The sequence below is a fragment of the Jutongia sp. genome (genome assembly GCF_057878315.1).
The window spans coordinates 47603-66021 of record NZ_DBLXSO010000008.1 but is presented as its reverse complement, the minus strand read 5'-3'; the positions used below and the strand labels follow the sequence as shown (position 1 = coordinate 66021).

20 protein-coding genes are annotated in these 18419 nt (G+C 48.0%); 18 read left to right on the top strand and 2 right to left on the bottom strand.

What is annotated here, in order from left to right; genetic code table 11:
- From ACZLMD_RS03210 to ACZLMD_RS03190, 5 genes are all read left to right on the top strand, one after another.
- Positions 1-1320: a replication-associated recombination protein A gene (locus tag ACZLMD_RS03210; RefSeq protein ID WP_484107762.1), complete on the top strand. Its 1320-nt coding sequence runs from the start codon at positions 1-3 to the stop codon at positions 1318-1320.
- A 24-nt stretch (positions 1321-1344) separates the two neighbouring features.
- Entirely contained in the window at positions 1345-1677 is a 333-nt protein-coding gene (locus ACZLMD_RS03205; protein WP_022305187.1) for a hypothetical protein, read from the top strand.
- A complete protein-coding gene (locus ACZLMD_RS03200) occupies positions 1674-3080 on the top strand; it encodes an Orn/Lys/Arg family decarboxylase (protein ID WP_118559396.1) in 1407 nt (468 codons plus the stop codon). Before ACZLMD_RS03205 ends, ACZLMD_RS03200 begins: the two co-directional genes overlap by 4 nt.
- An 81-nt stretch (positions 3081-3161) precedes the next feature.
- Complete coding sequence (locus tag ACZLMD_RS03195; RefSeq protein ID WP_489495112.1) at positions 3162-4217, top strand: aldose epimerase family protein; 1056 nt, start codon at positions 3162-3164, stop codon at positions 4215-4217.
- 193 nt (positions 4218-4410) lie between these two features.
- A complete protein-coding gene (locus tag ACZLMD_RS03190) occupies positions 4411-4857 on the top strand; it encodes an HMG-box domain-containing protein (protein ID WP_022305190.1) in 447 nt (148 codons plus the stop codon).
- Here ACZLMD_RS03190 and ACZLMD_RS03185 read toward each other — a convergent pair.
- A complete protein-coding gene (locus ACZLMD_RS03185; protein ID WP_489495111.1) occupies positions 4849-5643 on the bottom strand; it encodes a Cof-type HAD-IIB family hydrolase in 795 nt (264 codons plus the stop codon). The two genes, ACZLMD_RS03190 and ACZLMD_RS03185, sit on opposite strands and share 9 nt — an antisense overlap.
- A gap of 114 nt (positions 5644-5757) precedes the next feature.
- Between ACZLMD_RS03185 and ACZLMD_RS03180 the strand changes: the two genes are divergently transcribed.
- The 5 genes from ACZLMD_RS03180 to thiI all read left to right on the top strand — a co-directional run bounded on the left by ACZLMD_RS03180 (position 5758) and on the right by thiI (position 11927).
- The gene (locus ACZLMD_RS03180) at positions 5758-7659 is read left to right on the top strand and encodes a YgiQ family radical SAM protein (RefSeq protein WP_482521880.1); all 1902 of its coding nucleotides are present in this window, start codon (positions 5758-5760) and stop codon (positions 7657-7659) included.
- Between the two features lie 166 nt (positions 7660-7825).
- Positions 7826-8569: a hypothetical protein gene (locus ACZLMD_RS03175; protein ID WP_147403691.1), complete on the top strand. Its 744-nt coding sequence runs from the start codon at positions 7826-7828 to the stop codon at positions 8567-8569.
- A gap of 187 nt (positions 8570-8756) precedes the next feature.
- Positions 8757-9497, top strand: a complete 741-nt coding sequence (locus ACZLMD_RS03170) for a 16S rRNA (uracil(1498)-N(3))-methyltransferase (protein ID WP_118559390.1) — start codon at positions 8757-8759, stop codon at positions 9495-9497.
- A gap of 9 nt (positions 9498-9506) precedes the next feature.
- Positions 9507-10670, top strand: coding sequence for a cysteine desulfurase family protein (locus tag ACZLMD_RS03165; RefSeq protein ID WP_118559389.1), 1164 nt, complete (start codon positions 9507-9509; stop codon positions 10668-10670).
- A gap of 75 nt (positions 10671-10745) precedes the next feature.
- Positions 10746-11927, top strand: a complete 1182-nt coding sequence (gene thiI, locus ACZLMD_RS03160) for a tRNA uracil 4-sulfurtransferase ThiI (protein WP_022305196.1) — start codon at positions 10746-10748, stop codon at positions 11925-11927.
- Positions 11928-12028: 101 nt separating this feature from the next.
- Here thiI and ACZLMD_RS03155 read toward each other — a convergent pair whose 3' ends face one another.
- Positions 12029-12262 carry an HPr family phosphocarrier protein gene (locus ACZLMD_RS03155; protein WP_022305197.1) on the bottom strand — a complete coding sequence of 78 codons (234 nt, stop codon included), beginning with the start codon at positions 12260-12262 and terminating at the stop codon, positions 12029-12031.
- Positions 12263-12452: 190 nt separating this feature from the next.
- Between ACZLMD_RS03155 and mtaB the strand changes: the two genes are divergently transcribed.
- The 8 genes from mtaB (at position 12453) to ACZLMD_RS03115 (ending at position 18413) form a co-directional block, all read left to right on the top strand.
- Complete coding sequence (gene mtaB, locus ACZLMD_RS03150) at positions 12453-13823, top strand: tRNA (N(6)-L-threonylcarbamoyladenosine(37)-C(2))-methylthiotransferase MtaB (RefSeq protein WP_484104442.1); 1371 nt, start codon at positions 12453-12455, stop codon at positions 13821-13823.
- A gap of 60 nt (positions 13824-13883) precedes the next feature.
- Positions 13884-14144 carry an IreB family regulatory phosphoprotein gene (locus ACZLMD_RS03145; protein ID WP_022305199.1) on the top strand — a complete coding sequence of 87 codons (261 nt, stop codon included), beginning with the start codon at positions 13884-13886 and terminating at the stop codon, positions 14142-14144.
- A gap of 155 nt (positions 14145-14299) precedes the next feature.
- Entirely contained in the window at positions 14300-14722 is a 423-nt protein-coding gene (gene ruvX, locus ACZLMD_RS03140; protein ID WP_022305200.1) for a Holliday junction resolvase RuvX, read from the top strand.
- 15 nt (positions 14723-14737) lie between these two features.
- On the top strand, positions 14738-14998 hold the full coding sequence (locus ACZLMD_RS03135) for a DUF1292 domain-containing protein (RefSeq protein WP_022305201.1): 261 nt from the start codon (positions 14738-14740) through the stop codon (positions 14996-14998).
- A 358-nt stretch (positions 14999-15356) separates the two neighbouring features.
- A complete protein-coding gene (locus ACZLMD_RS03130; protein WP_489495115.1) occupies positions 15357-17051 on the top strand; it encodes a ribonuclease J in 1695 nt (564 codons plus the stop codon).
- A 3-nt stretch (positions 17052-17054) separates the two neighbouring features.
- A complete protein-coding gene (locus ACZLMD_RS03125; protein ID WP_022305203.1) occupies positions 17055-17399 on the top strand; it encodes a YlbF/YmcA family competence regulator in 345 nt (114 codons plus the stop codon).
- Positions 17392-17763, top strand: a complete 372-nt coding sequence (locus tag ACZLMD_RS03120) for an endolytic transglycosylase MltG (protein WP_489495110.1) — start codon at positions 17392-17394, stop codon at positions 17761-17763. The genes ACZLMD_RS03125 and ACZLMD_RS03120 overlap by 8 nt, the downstream gene beginning before the upstream one ends.
- Positions 17760-18413: an O-methyltransferase gene (locus ACZLMD_RS03115; protein ID WP_022305205.1), complete on the top strand. Its 654-nt coding sequence runs from the start codon at positions 17760-17762 to the stop codon at positions 18411-18413. Before ACZLMD_RS03120 ends, ACZLMD_RS03115 begins: the two co-directional genes overlap by 4 nt.
- Positions 18414-18419: the final 6 nt, after the last annotated feature.

Sequence of the window (18419 nt, the reverse complement as noted above, 5' to 3'; positions counted from 1 at the left end):
ATGGATTTATTTGAATATATGAGGGAACAGACGAAGGACGATGATGCCCCGTTAGCCTCCAGGATGCGTCCGCGGACGTTAGATGAAGTGGTGGGACAGGAGCATATTGTCGGAAAGAATCGGTTATTGTATCGTGCGATTCAGGCAGATAAGTTAAGCTCGGTTATCTTTTACGGACCGCCGGGAACCGGTAAGACAACGCTTGCGAAGGTGATCGCAAATACGACAAGTGCAGTATTCCGTCAGGTCAATGCGACCTCTGCCGGTAAGAAGGATATGGAAGAGGTAGTACAGGAAGCCAAAAATCAGGCGGGCATGTACGGTAAGAAGACGATCCTTTTCGTGGATGAGATTCACCGTTTTAACAAAGGTCAGCAGGATTATCTTCTCCCTTATGTGGAGGACGGAACCGTTATCCTGATCGGTGCGACCACGGAGAATCCGTATTTCGAAGTGAACAGCGCATTGATCTCGCGGTCGGTGATCTTTGAATTAAAGCCGCTTACAAAGAAGGATATCAGACAGCTTTTGTTCCGTGCGGTGGAGGATAACGAGCGGGGGATGGGAAGCTATCGTGTTGTTCTGGAGGATGATGCGGCAGATTTTCTGGCGGACGTGGCAAACGGAGATGCCAGAAGCGCCCTCAATGCGCTGGAGCTTGGCGTGCTGTCGACAGAGCGCAGTGAGGATGACAAGATACATATTGATATGGAGGTTGCCGGAGAATGTATTCAGAAACGGGTGCTTCGCTATGATAAGTCCGGGGACAATCATTACGATACGATCTCAGCGTTTATCAAGAGTATGCGGGGGTCCGATCCGGATGCGGCAGTGTATTATCTGGCACGGATGCTTTATGCCGGGGAGGATGTGGCGTTTATTGCACGTCGTATCATGATCTGTGCGGCAGAGGATGTGTCGAATGCAGACCCGCAGGCATTAGTTGTGGCGACAAGTGCGGCACAGGCAGTGGAACGGCTTGGCATGCCGGAGGCGCGGATCGTGCTTGCGCAGGCGGCGACGTATGTGGCGTGTGCCCCGAAAAGTAATTCGTCGATCATGGCGATCGATGCGGCGATGGATCTTGTGGCACATTCCAAGACCTGTCCGATCCCGGCACATCTGCAGGATGCACATTATAAGAGTGCGGCGAAGCTGGGACATGGCATCGGCTATCTGTATTCCCACGATTATCCGTATCATTATGTGAAGCAGCAGTATCTTCCGGATGAGCTTGAGGGAACAACCTTCTTTAACCTGTCGGACAATGGCTATGAGAAGAAGATAAAAGAACATTTTAAAGAGATTGGAAAATTGTGATTAAAAGAAAGGAAGGGTGAATTTATGGACAAATTTAAACGGGTTTTGGCAATGATTGGTGTTATTTTGCTGGTATTTATGTATGTGATGACGATCATTACGGCAATATTTGCATCAGACGGATCACGCAACTGGTTTATCGGAAGTATCATGATGACAGTGCTTGTGCCGATGGTTCTCTATGCGATCAATATGCTTGCCGGTCTTCAGAAAAAGACAGAAGCAAACAATCGTATGCGTGAGCAGATCTATATGAACCAGATCCGCGATGCGCTGAAGCAGAGGGAAGCGCAGGAAAATGCAGCCGGACAGCAGGAAACGCAGGCGAACACTGCCGGACAGGAGAAGAAATCGTGAATACACCGGTTTATGATTTTGTAGAAAAATACATAGCCGCAAGAGGTGTCCGTGCACACATGCCCGGACACAAGGGTATCGGTCCGCTCCGAATCGAAGAACGTGATATTACGGAGATCGCAGGGGCGGATGTTTTATCGGAATCAGAGGGGATCCTTGGGGAGAGTCAGAAGAATGCCGGTACGTTATTCGGGACAGGTGCCACGCTGTACTCTACAGAGGGATCCTCTCTGGCGGTCAAGGCAATGCTCTATGCGGTGGTGATGTACTGGAAGAGACTGCCACAGAACCGAGGGAAAAGACCGTACATTTTGGCGGCGAGAAATGTTCACCGTGCCATGCTGGATGGCTGTGCACTGTTAGATCTTGATATTGAGTTTATACGAAGCGGGGCGGCGCAGGGACTTTGCTCGGCGGTGGTGGAGCCGGAGGATGTCCGAAAGGCTCTGGAGGAATGCGAGTACCTTCCAGCGGCTGTGTATATCACCTCGCCGGATTATCTGGGTGTTTTAAGCGATGTTGCGGGGATTGCGGCGGTGTGTCATGAAAAGGGTACACTGCTTGCCGTGGACAATGCACATGGAGCATATCTTGCTTTTCTGGAAGAAAGCTTACATCCGATCTATCTCGGTGCAGATATCTGCTGTGATTCCGCCCATAAGACACTGATCGTTCTGACGGGCGGTGCATACCTTCATATCAGCAGGAACATGGCGGAGGCTCTGCAGGATTATGCCGGAAAGGGACTGGCGATGTTTGGCTCTACAAGCCCGTCGTATTTGATTCTGCAGTCATTGGATCTGTGTAATGATTATCTGGACCGGCGGATCAGAACAGAGCTTGCGCACAGCATCGAGCAGGTACAACGGTTTCGAAGGATAACTGATCTCGCAGGAATTTATGTCCGGGAATCCGAGCCGCTCAAGATCGTGATCGACACGGGAGCCTCCGGTTACGATGGTCGTGTGATCGCAGAAGAAATGCGTGCCGGTGGGGCAAATGTGAATGGAGCCACCCGAAAGAGCATTGAATGTGAATTTGCAGACTGCAACACGGTTGTTTTGATGGTGGGAATGATGACTTCACCGATTGACTGGGAGAATATGAGGCTTTGGGTCCGCGAAACGAGACTGCGCCACCGCAGGAAGCCGTTAAAGCCGGCAATGCCAGTCGGGCAGACACCTGCCGTACGCAGGATGAGCATTCGCGAAGCTGTTTTTGCAGATTCGGAAATGATCCCGGTGAAGAAGTCGGTTGGCAGGATTCTTGCACAGGAAACTGTATCATGCCCGCCGGCAATTCCGATCGCCGTCAGCGGAGAGGAGATCACGGGAGAGATGGTTGACGTCTTTTTGTATTACGGAATCGATCAGATTGCGGTTGTGAAGTCTTGTCATATATAGTTACTTTTGCTATAATTAACTTAATGTTTTAAGTGACTGGAAATAGGGAGCTTAGCAAACTTAAGGTATGGAGGGAAAATGATGCAGAAGGAAAAATTTGGAACCACAAAGGATGGACGTGAGGTAACGCGTTATACGTTGACGAATCAGAACGGAATGAAGGTATCGTTTATTGATCTCGGAGCGGTTATCACAAATATCTGGGTGCCGGACCGGGACGGCAATTTTGATGATGTTGTACACGGATATGATGATGTCGCTTCCTACGAAGTCAACGAACCAAGCTTCGGCGCTCCGGTCGGACGCTGCGCAAACCGTATTTCGGATGGTCATTTTACGATCAACGGAGTCGAGTATAAGCTTGATCAGAATGATTCCACGAACTGTCTTCACAGTGGTTTCTTACGGTTTAATTATCTGATGTATGAGGCGGAGTATGAGAAGGGAGATGGCGAGGAAATCCTGACATTTTCCAGGATCAGCCCGGATGGGGAACAGCATTTCCCGGGGAATTTCACATACAGCATTACATATCATCTGACGGACGACGATGAGCTGATCATTGATTACGAGGGTGTTTCCGATGCAGACACCGTAGTCAATATGACGAATCATTCTTATTTCAATCTGGGAAAGGGCGGTCACAAGGGTGGACAGATCCTGAATCATGAGGTAAAGATTCTGGCAGAGCAGTATAATCCGGTCAATGAGCTGTTATATCCGACCGGCGAGTTTGTCGATGTGGCAGGTACACCATTTGATTTCAGAGAATTTAAGGTGATCGGTACCGATGTTGTTTCGGATAAGAGTAGTCCGGACTATTTCAAGGGCTATGACCATAATTTTGTGCTTGGGCATGAGAAGGGTGAGGTTGTTACGGCGGCAGTATGCAGGGCACCGGAGACCGGAAGGACGCTTACCGTTCTGACCGACCAGCCGGGCATTCAGATGTATACGGCACCGGAGCTTTCCGGAGAGAAGGGAAAAGATGGCATGGTGTATGGCCCGTCCAGTGCTGTCTGCTTTGAAACACAGAATTTTCCGAATGCCATCAATACACCGGAGTTTCCGGATATCGTGCTGAAGGCGGGAGAGCCGTATAAGCATTACACGGTATTTCGATTTGGAATTGATTAGTGTATTTCATTTTGGAATCGATCAGAGACTTGACAGACACCCATTTCTGACTTTATCATATAGGGATGCAAGGGAGCAATACGCAGCACCGGTTGGAGACAAACACTTTTTGACTCCGACATCATATAATGATGCAAGAAGAGAAAACGAACCGTGTAAGCGGTCCGATATCATAAAAGATGGGGAAAAGACAATGAATGTTTTTCGGAAACGCCTGCGGGCAGAGTTTGGGCAGAAGAGCTACCGGCATTTTGTGACAATGTGCCGTGAGGAAATGAAAGAGAACAATCCGCTGGACGAGATTGAGACAGATGGCAAAGAAGTGTATCGGGAAATGTGCGAACGTATCCGGGAATGGACTCCGGAGGAGATTGCCAAGAAAAAAGAGCGCCTTGCGGGCACTCTTTTGGAGGCATTTCGGATCGCACGTCAGTTCAGTTTTGTGTTTCTGTTTTATATCGTGGCGAATGTCGTACTGATCGCCATGGGACTGCAGCCGGCTGTGACCAATGTCAGTCTGGCACTGATTGGTCTGTGCTTTTTGTACAAGGTATACGAGTTTGTCTGCAACCGTTTCTGCTTTGTGGACGCATACCTGATGATGTTATATAAAACTGCACTGGAACGTACATCAGATTAAATGAAAATGTTTCATTGCCTTATAGATGCCGTCGTTTTCAACCGTATCTGTTACATAGTCTACAGTACTCAAAACGTCGGCATCACTTTTTTGCATGCCGATGCTTAAGCCCGCAAATTCCAGCATGGGAAGATCATTATTGCTGTCGCCGATTGCGATCGTATCCTCCAGTGGAATGTCAAAATAATCCATCAGAAACTGAATGCCGGTTGCCTTGGAATGACCGACAGGGACAACTTCATAAAAACCGTTTCCGCGGTCGATGAAGGTAAGTCTGTCTTTGTACTTGTCCATAAAACCGGACAGATCACTTTCAGGTGTGACACAGATACAGAATTTGTCAAAATGCAGTCCCCGTGTCTCAGGTGGATAATCCACGCAGTGATCCGGGAAAAGAGTATGGTATTCCTTATAGAAATCACCGATGTGTGTGCGGTATGGGAGAGTGCTGTAATAGATCGCATGCTGTCCCTCCAAAAGCCATTCCAGCTTATAGCTGTGAAGATCCGCATAGATCGCATCGGCAAGCTCCATCGGAAGCTCATCGGCAAGAAGCGGCTTTCCGTGGTAGTTGATAAATGTTCCGCAGCCGCAGACGAAGCCGTCAAAGCCGAGATCAATAATGTTGTCGTTGATCTCAGACCATGATCTGCCGGAGTTGATGAAGCAGAGATGACCGTTTTGCTGAAGCTTGTGGATTGCCTCCACAGCACTGTCGGGAATATATCGTTTTTTACCTTCTGACAGGATCGTACCGTCAATATCAAAAAAAAGAAGTTTACGCATCTTTTGTACCGTCCTTTCTTTATGATGCAAGGGTCTCAAATGCCCATGTAAGTATAATGGAATGTGATGGATTATGCAAGAAAATACTGTTAATTAAGGAAGGATCATTAATATATGAGTCAGGGATTTTTACCGGTGACAAGGCAGGAAATGCTGGACCGGGGATGGGAACAGGTTGATTTTGTTTATGTGTGTGGGGATGCTTATGTAGATCATTCCTCCTTTGGGGCAGCGATCATTACCCGTGTTCTGGAGGCACACGGCTTCCGGGTTGGAATGATCGCACAGCCGGACTGGAAGGATGAACAGAGCATTCAGGTTTTTGGCATGCCGAGACTGGGCTTTCTTGTGTCCGCGGGGAATATGGATTCCATGGTGAATCATTATACTGTTTCAAAGAAGCGCAGGAGCAGTGATGCCTATACGCCGGGCGGCGTTGCCGGAAAGCGGCCGGATTATGCAACAATCGTTTACTGCAATCTGATCCGCCGCGTGTACAAGCAGGTGCCGGTTATTATCGGCGGGATCGAGGCGAGCCTGCGGCGTCTGGCTCATTACGATTACTGGTCCAACAGCCTCAAGCATTCGATCCTTGTGGATTCGCAGGCGAATATCCTGATCTACGGGATGGGTGAACTCGCCGTGGTGGAGGTTGCAGAGGCACTTGAGAGCGGCATGGCAGTGGAGGATATTACCTATGTAGAGGGAACGGCATATCGCACAAAGTCATTAGATGCCGTGTATGATGCCGAGATGCTGCCGTCCTATGATGAGGTCAGCAATGACAAAAAAGCATATGCAGAAAGCTTTTATACACAATACTGCAATACGGATCATTTTACAGCGAAGAGTCTGGTGGAGAAATATAACGACCATCTGTATGTTGTGCAGAATCCTCCGGCAAGACCGTTGACACAGATGGAGTTAGATGATGTCTATGCGCTGCCGTATATGCGGGCGTATCATCCGTCCTACGAGGCGGCTGGTGGTGTGCCGGCACTGCAGGAGATCAAGTTCAGCCTGACCAGCAACCGCGGCTGCTTTGGTGGCTGCAGCTTCTGTGCGTTGACATTTCATCAGGGAAGGATTCTGCAGACAAGAAGCCATGAATCGATCATTGCCGAGGCCGGGCAGATGATCAGGGAGCCTGATTTTAAAGGATATATTCATGATGTGGGTGGTCCGACCGGCAATTTCCGTCATCCATCCTGTCAGAAACAGCTGGAGCACGGAGTATGCACCGGAAAGCAGTGCCTGTTTCCGAAACCGTGCAAAAATTTAACTGTGGATCATTCGGATTATCTGGAGCTTCTGCGTAAGCTGCGCAGTCTGCCGGGCGTCAAGAAGGTCTTCATCCGGTCGGGAATCCGTTTTGATTATGTGATGGAGGATAAGGACGATTCCTTTATACGGGAACTCTGCAAATATCACATCAGCGGTCAGCTTCGCGTAGCACCGGAGCATGTGGCGGATCGGGTACTCCATTACATGGGAAAGCCGGAGAATGCCGTTTATGAAAGTTTTGTCAAGCGTTATCAGCGGGTCAATAAGATGACCGGCAAAAAGCAGTTTCTTGTACCGTATCTGATGTCCTCCCACCCTGGCTCAGGGCTTAAGGAGGCGGTGGAGCTGGCGGAATATCTGCGGGATCTGGGGTATATGCCGGAGCAGGTGCAGGACTTTTATCCGACACCTTCAACGTTATCGACCTGTATGTATTACACAGGGCTTGATCCACGGACGATGGAGAAGGTCTATGTGCCGGTCAATCCACACGAGAAGGCGATGCAGCGTGCACTGATGCAGTATCGCAATCCGCACAATTACGATCTTGTCAGGGAGGCACTGATCAAAGCAGGCAGAGAGGATCTGATCGGGTTTGGTCCGGAGTGTCTGATCGCCCCGCGTAAGGAACGCTGGCGTGAAAAGAAGTGGGAAGAAAGGCATGATCACCGTAAGAAAGAAAATAAAAGCAGGGGCAAAGGAAAGGACCGGAAAAAATTTAGAAAATATTAATGAGAAAAGTAAGACATAACGGTTAATTTGTGTTAATATAGAATTATAAGAGGGTATGCAGGAATGGTGGCATGAAAGTCATCGGCACAAAGCGGAGGATATCCGTTTTGCAAATGTCAGGCGTGCAGTCTGAGGTTTGCACATTGAGAAAGGAATGGGAATGTTTATGGCAGTAAATGGAGTTTATGATTCATCGAATATTTCAAATCTTTATAATAGCATCTTCGGGATTGGCAGCAGTAAGGATACGGGCAATTCGTTCGGACTCAGCGATCTGACGATGATCCAGAACGGTTCTTACGGAAAGCTGATGAAGGCATATTATGCAACGGACAAGGCTGGTAAGTCTTCCGAGAGCACTGAGACAAAGGAGAAGGAGGAGCAGGCGAAATATGTCGGCGTCAAGAGTCAGGCAGCCGCACTCAACAACAGTCTGGAGGATCTGCGCAGCGCATCTCTTTATGAGCCGACCGGCACCGATGAGAACGGCGCAGCCGTATACGACAGAGATAAGATCACAAAGAGCATCAAGGATTTCGTGAGCAACTACAATTCCTTCATTAAGTCTACGGCTGATGTGGATAATGTATCACTTCTCCGTAAGTCTGTGAATATGGTAGGCTCGACTTCAAGAAATCTTTCCATGTTGTCCAAGGTCGGCATTACGCTTGGCGAGAATAACCAGCTTGTGGTCAATGAGGACAAGTTGAAAAGTGCAAAGCTTACCGATATTTCTTCCATGTTTCAGGGAAGCGGTTCCTATGGTGACAGTCTGCAGAGCATGACGAGACAGACTTATCAGCTGGCGAACAGTCAGGCATATCAGAGTGGGAGCGGTTCGGCGTATACATATTCCGGACGTTATGCGGCTCTTGGCGGTGCCAACGGCATGCTGGACAGATATTTATAGGAGTGCAGGTGCATATGGCAGTGGAGCAATCCGTGACAGAAGCGGGATCACATTGCTGACACAGCATATGATATGAATGAACGTTACACCTCCGGGGCTTTACAACGTTATCCGTTTATGTTCCGGAGGTGTTTTTTTACATTATAGGTATAATTAGGAAAATATAACTTGGAGGAGGCAGATTACGTTGTATCGCTTTTATATAGGACAGGATCAGATACAGGAGGATGAGATCCATATTCTGGATTCCGATGTTAATCATATCAGGAATGTGCTGCGTTTGGAGCCGGGAGACTGGCTGGTGGCATGCGATGGGGAGGGGACTGATTATGTATGCCGTATCCAATCGCTCTCGCCGGATGATGTGACGCTTTCTATTGAGAAGAAGCAGGAGAGCGGGACCGAGCTTGATACACGCATTACTTTGTTTCAGGGGATTCCCAAGAAGGACAAGATGGAATTTATCATCCAGAAGGCGGTGGAACTGGGGGTTTATGAGATTGTGCCCGTCATGATGAAACGCTGCGTGGTAAAGCTTTCCGAGGACAAAAAGATCAAAAAGAAGACCGAGCGCTGGCAGGCGATCGCGGAGGCGGCGGCAAAACAGTGCGACCGCGGCATTATTCCGGTGGTTCATGAGCCGGTTACGATGGGACAGGCGTTTGACATGGCTTCTTCCTTAGAGTACAATATGATACCGTATGAATTACAGGACGGGATTCAGGTTTCCAGACAGATTGTGGACGAGGCGTGTGCAAAGGAATCGGTCGGTATTTTTATCGGACCGGAGGGAGGCCTGGAGAAGGACGAGGTTGACCGGGCGGTTGCGATCGGAGCGAAGCCGATCACGCTTGGAAAACGGATACTTCGGACAGAGACGGCAGGCATGGCACTGCTGTCGATCATGATGTTTCAGTTACAAAAGTGAGGATAGAACATGGAAGCGTATTTGGATAATGCGGCAACGACCCGGGTATTTCCGGAGGTACGTGATATTATGCTGCAGGTGATGGAGAAGGACTTCGGCAATCCTTCCTCCAGACATACCAAGGGAATTGATGCGGAAGGATATGTCACAAGGGCGGTGCAGCAGATCGCATCGACATTGAAGTGCCAGCCGAAGGAGATTGTGCTGACCTCCGGCGGTACAGAGAGCAATAATATGGCACTCATCGGAACAGCACTTGCCAATCCGCGTGCCGGAAAGCATGTCATCACGACAAGGATAGAGCATGCATCGGTGCATGAGCCGTTTGGCAGACTTGAGCAGATGGGCTATGAGACGCAGTATCTGCCGGTGGATCAGAACGGTCACGTTCTGCCGGAGGTGCTTGAAGCTGCGGTCAGAGAGGATACGCTGCTTGTTTCTGTTATGATGGTCAATAATGAGATGGGTGCGCTGGAGGATATCAAAAAGTTATCCGCCATTGCCAAAAAGAAGAATCCCAATGTTATTTTTCATGTGGATGCGATTCAGGCGTACGGCAAATATAAGATCGTTCCGAAACGGATGGGGATCGATCTGATGTCAGTGAGCGGTCATAAGATACATGGACCGAAGGGGAGCGGCTTTTTGTATGTGCGGGATGGCGTGAAGATCAGCCCGATCATTCTGGGAGGCGGTCAGCAGCGCGGTATGCGTTCAGGTACGGAGAATGTTCCGGCGATAGCAGGTATGGGTGAGGCAATCCGCATTATTTATCAGGATCACGCACAGAAGGTCGAGCAGCTATATGCGCTCAAGAAACGGCTGATCGACGGACTGCTTGCAATGGAGGGGGTGACAGTCAACGGGATCAATGAGATTGCTCTGGAGGAGACGGCACCGCATATTGTCAGTGCCAGCTTTGCCGGTATCAAGAGCGAGGTTATGCTTCATGCGCTTGCACAGGAGGGCGTCTATGTATCCTCCGGCTCAGCATGTTCTTCCAATCATCCGGAACTGAGCGGAACGCTTCGTGCGATCGGTGTGGATGAGCGGCTTTTGGATTCCACACTCCGGTTCAGTTTTTCGGTGTTAAGCACGCCGGAGGAGGTTGACTATGCGCTGACAGCAGTCGATAAGGTTTTGCCAATGCTTCGTCGTTTTATTAAGAAGTGATCGATTTAACACAGTATGCAATGAAATGAAAAGAAATCAGGCGCCGCATGACCGGCGCAGAAATGGAGATAATATATGTATCAGGCATTTTTGGTGAAATATGCAGAGATCGGTATCAAGGGAAAGAACCGATACAAGTTTGAGAATGCGCTCTGTACACAGATGGAGAGAACATTAAAGCCGGTGGACGGAGAGTTTCATGTACAGCGCCAGCAGGGACGTATCTTTGTGGAGGCAAAGGGCGACTTTGATGAGGAGGATGTGATCGAGGCACTCCGGCACGTTTTCGGTATCTCAGGCATCTGCCCGGTCAACGTGATCGAGGACAAGACCTGGGAGAGCGTGGCAAAGGGCGTTGGTGACTTTGTGGAGCAGCAGTATGACAGCCTTGATTTTACCTTTAAGGTGGAGTCCAAGAGAAGTGATAAGCATTATCCGATGACCTCCCCGGAGGTCTGTGTGGAAACGGGTGCATATCTTCTCGACCGTTTTCCGGAGCTTAAGGTAGACGTGCATAAGCCGCAGGTCCGCATCTGGGTGGAGATCCGAGAGAAGGCATATGTGTACTCTAAAGTGATTCCGGGAGCAGGCGGTATGCCGCTTGGAACCAATGGAAGTGCGATGCTGTTATTGTCCGGCGGTATTGACAGTCCGGTTGCCGGATATATGATCGCCAAGAGAGGCGTGTTTATCGATGCGGTATATTTCCATGCACCGCCATACACCAGCGAGAGAGCAAAGCAGAAGGTTGTTGACCTGGCGGAGCTTGTATCAAAATATACAGGACCGATCCGTCTTCATGTGGTCAATTTTACGGACATACAGATGTATATTTATGAGACGTGTCCGCATGAGGAGCTGACGATTCTGATGCGCCGTTATATGATGCGTATCGCAGAGATACTGGCAAAGAAAAACGATTGTCTGGGACTGATCACCGGAGAGAGCATCGGTCAGGTGGCAAGTCAGACTATGCAGAGTCTGGCGGCAACCAACGAGGTCTGCACACTTCCTGTCTATCGTCCGCTGATCGGCTTTGACAAGCAGGAGATCGTAGAACTTTCCGAGAAGATCAATACCTATGAGACATCCATTCAGCCGTATGAGGACTGTTGTACGATCTTCGTGGCAAAGCATCCGGTGACAAAGCCGGTACTTTCTATGCTGCATCGCTCGGAGGAGAAGCTTGTGGACAAGATTGATGATATGGTCAGGGAAGCCTTGAATACGGTAGAGATCATTACCGTGGGTGAATAAAAGAGAAAAGAAAAAGAGAACACCATTGGTGTTCTCTGTACTTCTCGAAATGAAAACCCCAGGAAAACCTGAGGAAACTCATAAAGGTATGCACATAAATATTACTCTACGATGTATGGAGCGAGAGTCTTAAGAATCTCATCGATGTTGTCATCATCATGGATGTTCAGATCGATAGCCTTGGAAAGATCCAGACTGAAGATTCCCATAATAGACTTTGCATCAATCACATATCTTCCGGATACCAGATCAAAATCAGTATTGAAGTTTGTTACATCGTTTACAAATGCCTTAACCTTGTCAATTGAGTTTAAAGAAATCTTTACTGTTTTCATAACTATTACCTCCTCATTGATTTTGTTCTCCTTTATACTAGACATTACCGAACGAAAAGTCAATATACAATGTTGCCAAAAAATAATGCGAAAAATGGGTGAGGAATGCCATATTTTAGTAAAAACACCAAAAGCCGGTAAAAAATATGTAAAATTTATCGGATTTCGGAAGAAAGGAATACCGGATAAAATGAAAATTGCTTTTTTAACATTGGGCTGTAAAGTGAATTCCTATGAAACGGAAAAAATGAAAATGCAATTTGAAACAGAAGGGCATCAGATTGTATCATTTTCGGAAAAAGCAGATGTATATGTAGTCAATACCTGCACGGTCACCAATATTGCAGACCGCAAATCGAGAAAAATGCTGCACCGTGCGCGCCGGATGAACCCGGATGCCGTTGTGGCAGCTGCCGGCTGCTATGTGGATTCTGCCAGAAGAAAGGGAGAAGAGGATGAAAGTGTCGATCTTTTTATTGGCAATGAAGACAAAGAAAATATGGTCTTACTTGTCGAGAAACTTCTCGAGGAAAAAGGTGTTTTCCAGACAGAAAAATGTCCGGAACATTCGATGGGAGAAATGTCCGAAAAGGCAGAGCAGGAGCTGCATACAAGAGCATATATTAAGATTCAGAACGGCTGTAATCAGTACTGCAGTTACTGCATAATTCCTTATGTCCGCGGAAAGCTTGAAAGCCGCCCGGACGAAGATATTTTACAGGAAACAAGAAAGCTTGCTGCGGCGGGATTTCATGAAATTGTTTTGACGGGAATTCATCTTTCTTCCTTTGGAGTGGACCGCGAAACAGAGAAGATTGATGCGAACAGTTTTGTAAAGCTGCAGGGAAAATATCTGCTGACGCTTTTAAAAAATATGGCGCAGGTGGAAGGGATTGAAAGACTTCGTCTTGGGTCATTGGAGCCGAGAATCATCACGGAAGAATTTGTGAAAAATTTATCAGAAATTCCGGAGGTGTGTCCACATTTTCACTTGTCCCTGCAAAGCGGCTGTGATGAAACACTCAGGAGGATGAACCGCCATTATACATCGCAGGATTATCTGCAGCGGGTGGAGCTTTTACGGAAATATTTTGATCATCCGGCGGTTACAACGGATATTATCGTGGGCTTTCCGGGAGAGACGCAGGAGGAATTTGAAACGACATGTGCCTTTGCTAAAGAAGTTGGTTTTGCACAGATCCATGTGTTTAAATATTCCAGACGGCAGGGAACCGTGGCGGATGCCATGACAGACCAGGTGGACGAGCAGATCAAAGGAAAGCGGAGCGATGCACTTCTTGCGATCGAAGCACAGTTAGAGAAGGCATACCATGACCGATTTATGGGACAGACCGAGAAGGTGCTGGTCGAGGAAGCAGTGATGCTTGGGAAGGAAAAATATCTGATCGGCTATAACGAAAGGTATGTCCGGGTTGCGGTACCGTATGAGGCAGGAAAATGTGATGAAAGCCTTTGTAACAGGCTGATCGACGTCCATATCGAAGGCGATAGGGATGGGGAGATTTTGTTTGGTACAATGGAAAAGGCTTGTAATTTGTAAAAAGATATATTACTATATTGGATAGATATGTGCTCGTGAAAGGATGGAGGTAGTGCCATTATGCAGGAAATCAATAATACACAATATTTTAACGTACAGAAGGATATGGATTTCGAGGTAAAGGATGTCATTGCCCGTATTTATGAAGCTTTGACTGAGAAGGGATACAATCCGGTCAACCAGATTGTTGGCTATGTGATGTCGGGAGATCCAACCTATATTACCAGTCATAAGGGAGCGAGAAGCCTGATCATGCGTGTGGAGCGCGATGAGATCATCGAGGTGCTTCTGGAAGATTATATTCAGAATAATTTCAAATAATTCCGGACAAGATGGCTGGAGCATGGATTTTTTCTGCAGAGTGCAGGTTGCTCCTTTGATTGGACAGGAATGCTCGTATTGTGGCGGAAATTAAGAGCAAAACGCTTGTTTTGCCCTTTTTGACAGCTCGATCCGGAGCAGAAGGAGGAACGCAAGTGAGGATCATGGGATTAGACTACGGCGATAAGACAGTGGGGGTTGCGATCAGCGATGAACTGCTGTTGACGGCACAGCCTGTGGAAACAATTCAAAGAGAACGTCCGGCGAAGCTTCGCAAGACATTTGCGCGGATCGATGCGTTGATCGTGGAGTATGACGTGGAGCGGATCGTGCTGGGACTTCCAAAGCGGATGAACAATGAGGAAGGTGAGCGGTGTGAGCGAACCAGGGAGTTCGGGGACCAGCTTGCCAAAAGAACGGGAATTGCGATCATTTATCAGGATGAGCGTCTGACGACAAAGGAAGCGGACGCTGTATTAGACGAGGGTGGAGTTCGAAAAGAAAACCGTAAGGAGTATATAGACAAGCTTGCAGCATCGCTGATCCTGCAGGGCTATCTTGATATGCTCCGGAAGTAGAAATGGAGAATAATCATGCAGAGTATTAATTTTATTACGGATGAAGGGGAGGAGATCCCTTTTTATATAATTGAGCAGACCACACTTGCAGGAAAGGACTTTCTGCTGGTAACGGACAGCGATACACAGGAGGACGAAGCACAGGTTTACATTATGCAGGAGATCAGTGATCAGGACGATCAGACGATTTACGAGTTCGTGGAGGATGAGGCGCAGTTAGAAGCGCTTTCTAAGGTGTTCGAAGAATTATTAGATGACGTAGATATTCAAATGTAGAAGGATGCAGAGGAAAAGGTGCCTGACAGACGGGAAGCATGTCTGGAATGGCTTTGCTTTTCTATGCAATTTTCTGGATTTTAAATAATTAATTAAGATAGAAGAAAGGCAGGGTAATTCATTGAAAAAGGAAACGGAAACAAGTGCAGCACAGCACAAAACAGAGGGAGAAAAAGGAGCGAAACGGATCATAAGAAGAGGGAGAAAGCCGTCAGCAAAGGCAGAACGTGAAACAAAGGAGACGGAAACAGAGAAGCAGAAGCCTAAGAGAACGAGAACGACGAGAGCGTCCAAGGCTGCCAAAGAGGAGAGTGTTGCAGCAAAAGCAGATAAAGCAGTTGCAGAAAAGGTACGCCGTATGACAGAGAAATCCAACCAGAAGAATAAAAGCAGTCTGGTGGGACATGGACTGAAGATCATTCCACTCGGTGGTCTGGAACAGATCGGTATGAATATCACCGCATTTGAGTACGAGGATAATATCATTGTTGTGGACTGCGGTCTTTCCTTCCCGGGAGACGATATGCTCGGTATTGATCTTGTTATTCCGGATATCACATATCTCAAGGAAAATATTGATAAGGTCAGAGGATTTGTGATCACGCATGGTCATGAGGATCATATCGGAGCACTTCCGTATGTCTTAAAGGAGGTCAATGCACCGGTTTATGCGACAAAGCTTACCATGGGTCTGATCGAGAACAAACTCAAGGAGCATGTGATGCCAAAGCCGGTCAAGAAGAAAGTGGTCAAATATGGTCAGTCAATCAATCTCGGCTGTTTTCGTGTGGAATTTATCCGTACGAACCACAGTATTTCCGATGCGGCAGCACTTGCAATTTTTACACCGGTTGGAACGATCGTTCATACCGGAGATTTCAAGGTGGACTATACACCGGTCAGAGGAGAGCCTATCGACCTGCAGCGTTTTGCAGAGCTTGGTAAGAAGGGCGTTTTAGCATTGATGGCAGACAGTACCAATGTAATGAAGCCGGGCTTTACCATGTCAGAGCGTACCGTTGGAAAGACGTTTGATAATATATTTGCGGAGAATACGAAGCACCGTATCATTGTTGCGACCTTCGCATCCAATGTGGATCGTGTGCAGCAGATCGTCAACTCTGCGGTTAAGTATGAAAGAAAGGTTGTCGTTGAGGGACGAAGCATGGTCAATGTGATCACCACAGCGACAGAGTTAGGATATATTGATATTCCGGACAATACGTTGATCGATATGGATCAGATGAAGAACTATGCACCGGAGAAGCTGGTGCTGATCACGACAGGAAGTCAGGGCGAGGCGATGGCAGCATTGTCGAGAATGGCATCAAACCTGCACCGTCGTATCACGATCGAGCCGGGAGATACCGTTATCTTCAGCTCCCGTCCGATTCCGGGCAATGAGAAGAATGTAGCCAAGGTTGTCAACGAGCTGGCAGCAAAGGGTGCAAAGGTCATTGAGCAGGATGCACATGTATCCGGCCATGCCAGTGAGGAGGAGATCAAGCTGATCTACGCACTGACAAAGCCGCAGTATGCGATCCCGGTTCATGGTGAGTACCGCCATCTGCAGGCGCATGCAGAGCTTGCACAGCTTATGGGCGTGCCGAAGGAGAACACCGTGATCTTATCCTCCGGTGATGTTTTAGAGCTTGACAGTGAGCACTGCGCACTTGTCGGAAAGGTACAGGCACAGGGCATCATGGTGGATGGTCTTGGTGTCGGCGATGTCGGAAATATCGTACTCAGAGACAGACAGCATCTGTCAGAGAACGGACTGATCATTATTGTATTAACCTTAGAGAAGTATACCAATCAGCTTTTGGCAGGACCGGACATCGTATCCCGCGGGTTTGTTTATGTCCGTGAGTCCGAATATCTCATGGATGAAGCGAAGAGCATTGTTTATGCGGCACTGGAGAGATGTCTGGACAATCAGGTGTCAGACTGGTCCAAGATCAAGACAGAGATCAAGGACAGCCTGAGCGATTATCTGTGGAAGAAGATGAAACGCAATCCTATGATCCTGCCGGTTATTATGGAGGTTGAATAGTCTATGAGTGGAGAGACGCAGCTTTTGATGGAGCAGCTGGTGGATGCGGTAAAGCGTACCCAGGAGTATAATCAGTATCAGACGCTTTTGGAGAATGTCAGAAAACGTCCTGAGATCTATCAGCGGATCGGAGAATTCCGTCGCAGAAGCATTGCATTCCAGATGACGGATCATGCGAATCCGATCGAGGAGAACAATCAGCTTCAGAAGGAATTTGCAGATCTGCAGGTCAACGGTCTTGCTAATGAATTTCTGGCGGCAGAGCATCAGTACTGCATGATGATTAAGAGAATGCAGGGATATTTTCTGGAAAATCTTGATCTTGCACTGGAGTTTTTGGATGAATAGCTGGAAACCGGCTGCGATGACGTCCGTATATATTGTGCTGTATTCGCTGCTGGTTCTCGGTTCGGTCGCATTGTGTCTGCACGGTTACCGGTTTTGTTACAACATTTTTGCCGATGTCCGTGTGGAGGATGCACCGGGGAAGGAGATTTCTGTGGAGGTGCATTCCGCCGATGCGTTCGGAGACATTGCAGCAAGGCTTCAGGACAGGGGTGTGATCCATGACCGGTACAGCTTTCTGGTGCGTGCCAAGCTGATGAATACGGAACGCAACAAGATCTATGCCGGAAAATATACCCTGAACGATTCCATGACATATGAGCAGATATTAAACCGCCTGACAGTATCGGAGGGATTTGACCAATGATAATAGATGAGAGACTTTCTATATTTATCGATGCGCTGGAGTGGAAACTTCCGGATGGACTGGATCAGCTTGAGGCGCAGGCTCTGAAGGATCAGGTGCCGATCATCCGTCGTCCGATGCAGTCATATCTCGGGTTTATGCTGGGACTTTTAAAGCCGGCGTCTATTCTGGAGATTGGGGCTGCCGTTGGATTTTCCGGTATCCTGATGAGCGAATATGTGCCGGAGGAGACAACGATCACGACGATCGAGAAGGTGCCGGCAAGGATCAAAGCGGCGAAGGAGAATTTTAAACGCTACGGCAAAACAGACAGGATATGCCTGTTGGAAGGGGATGCTGCCGATGTGCTGACAGAGCTTTCCGCACAGGGAAACCAATACGAATTTATATTTATGGATGCTGCCAAGGGACAGTATCTTAATTTTTTGCCGAACATATTGAAGATGCTGCCTGAAAATGGTATGCTGATAACGGATAATGTATTACAGGATGGTGACGTGATCCAGTCACGTTACGCGATCAACCGCAGGGATCGTACGATCCACGGAAGGATGCGGGAATATTTATATCAGCTGACTCATTCGGAGGAGCTTGATACAGTGATATTACCGGTTGGAGACGGCATTACCGTGTCCAGACGGATAAAGTGAGGTGGA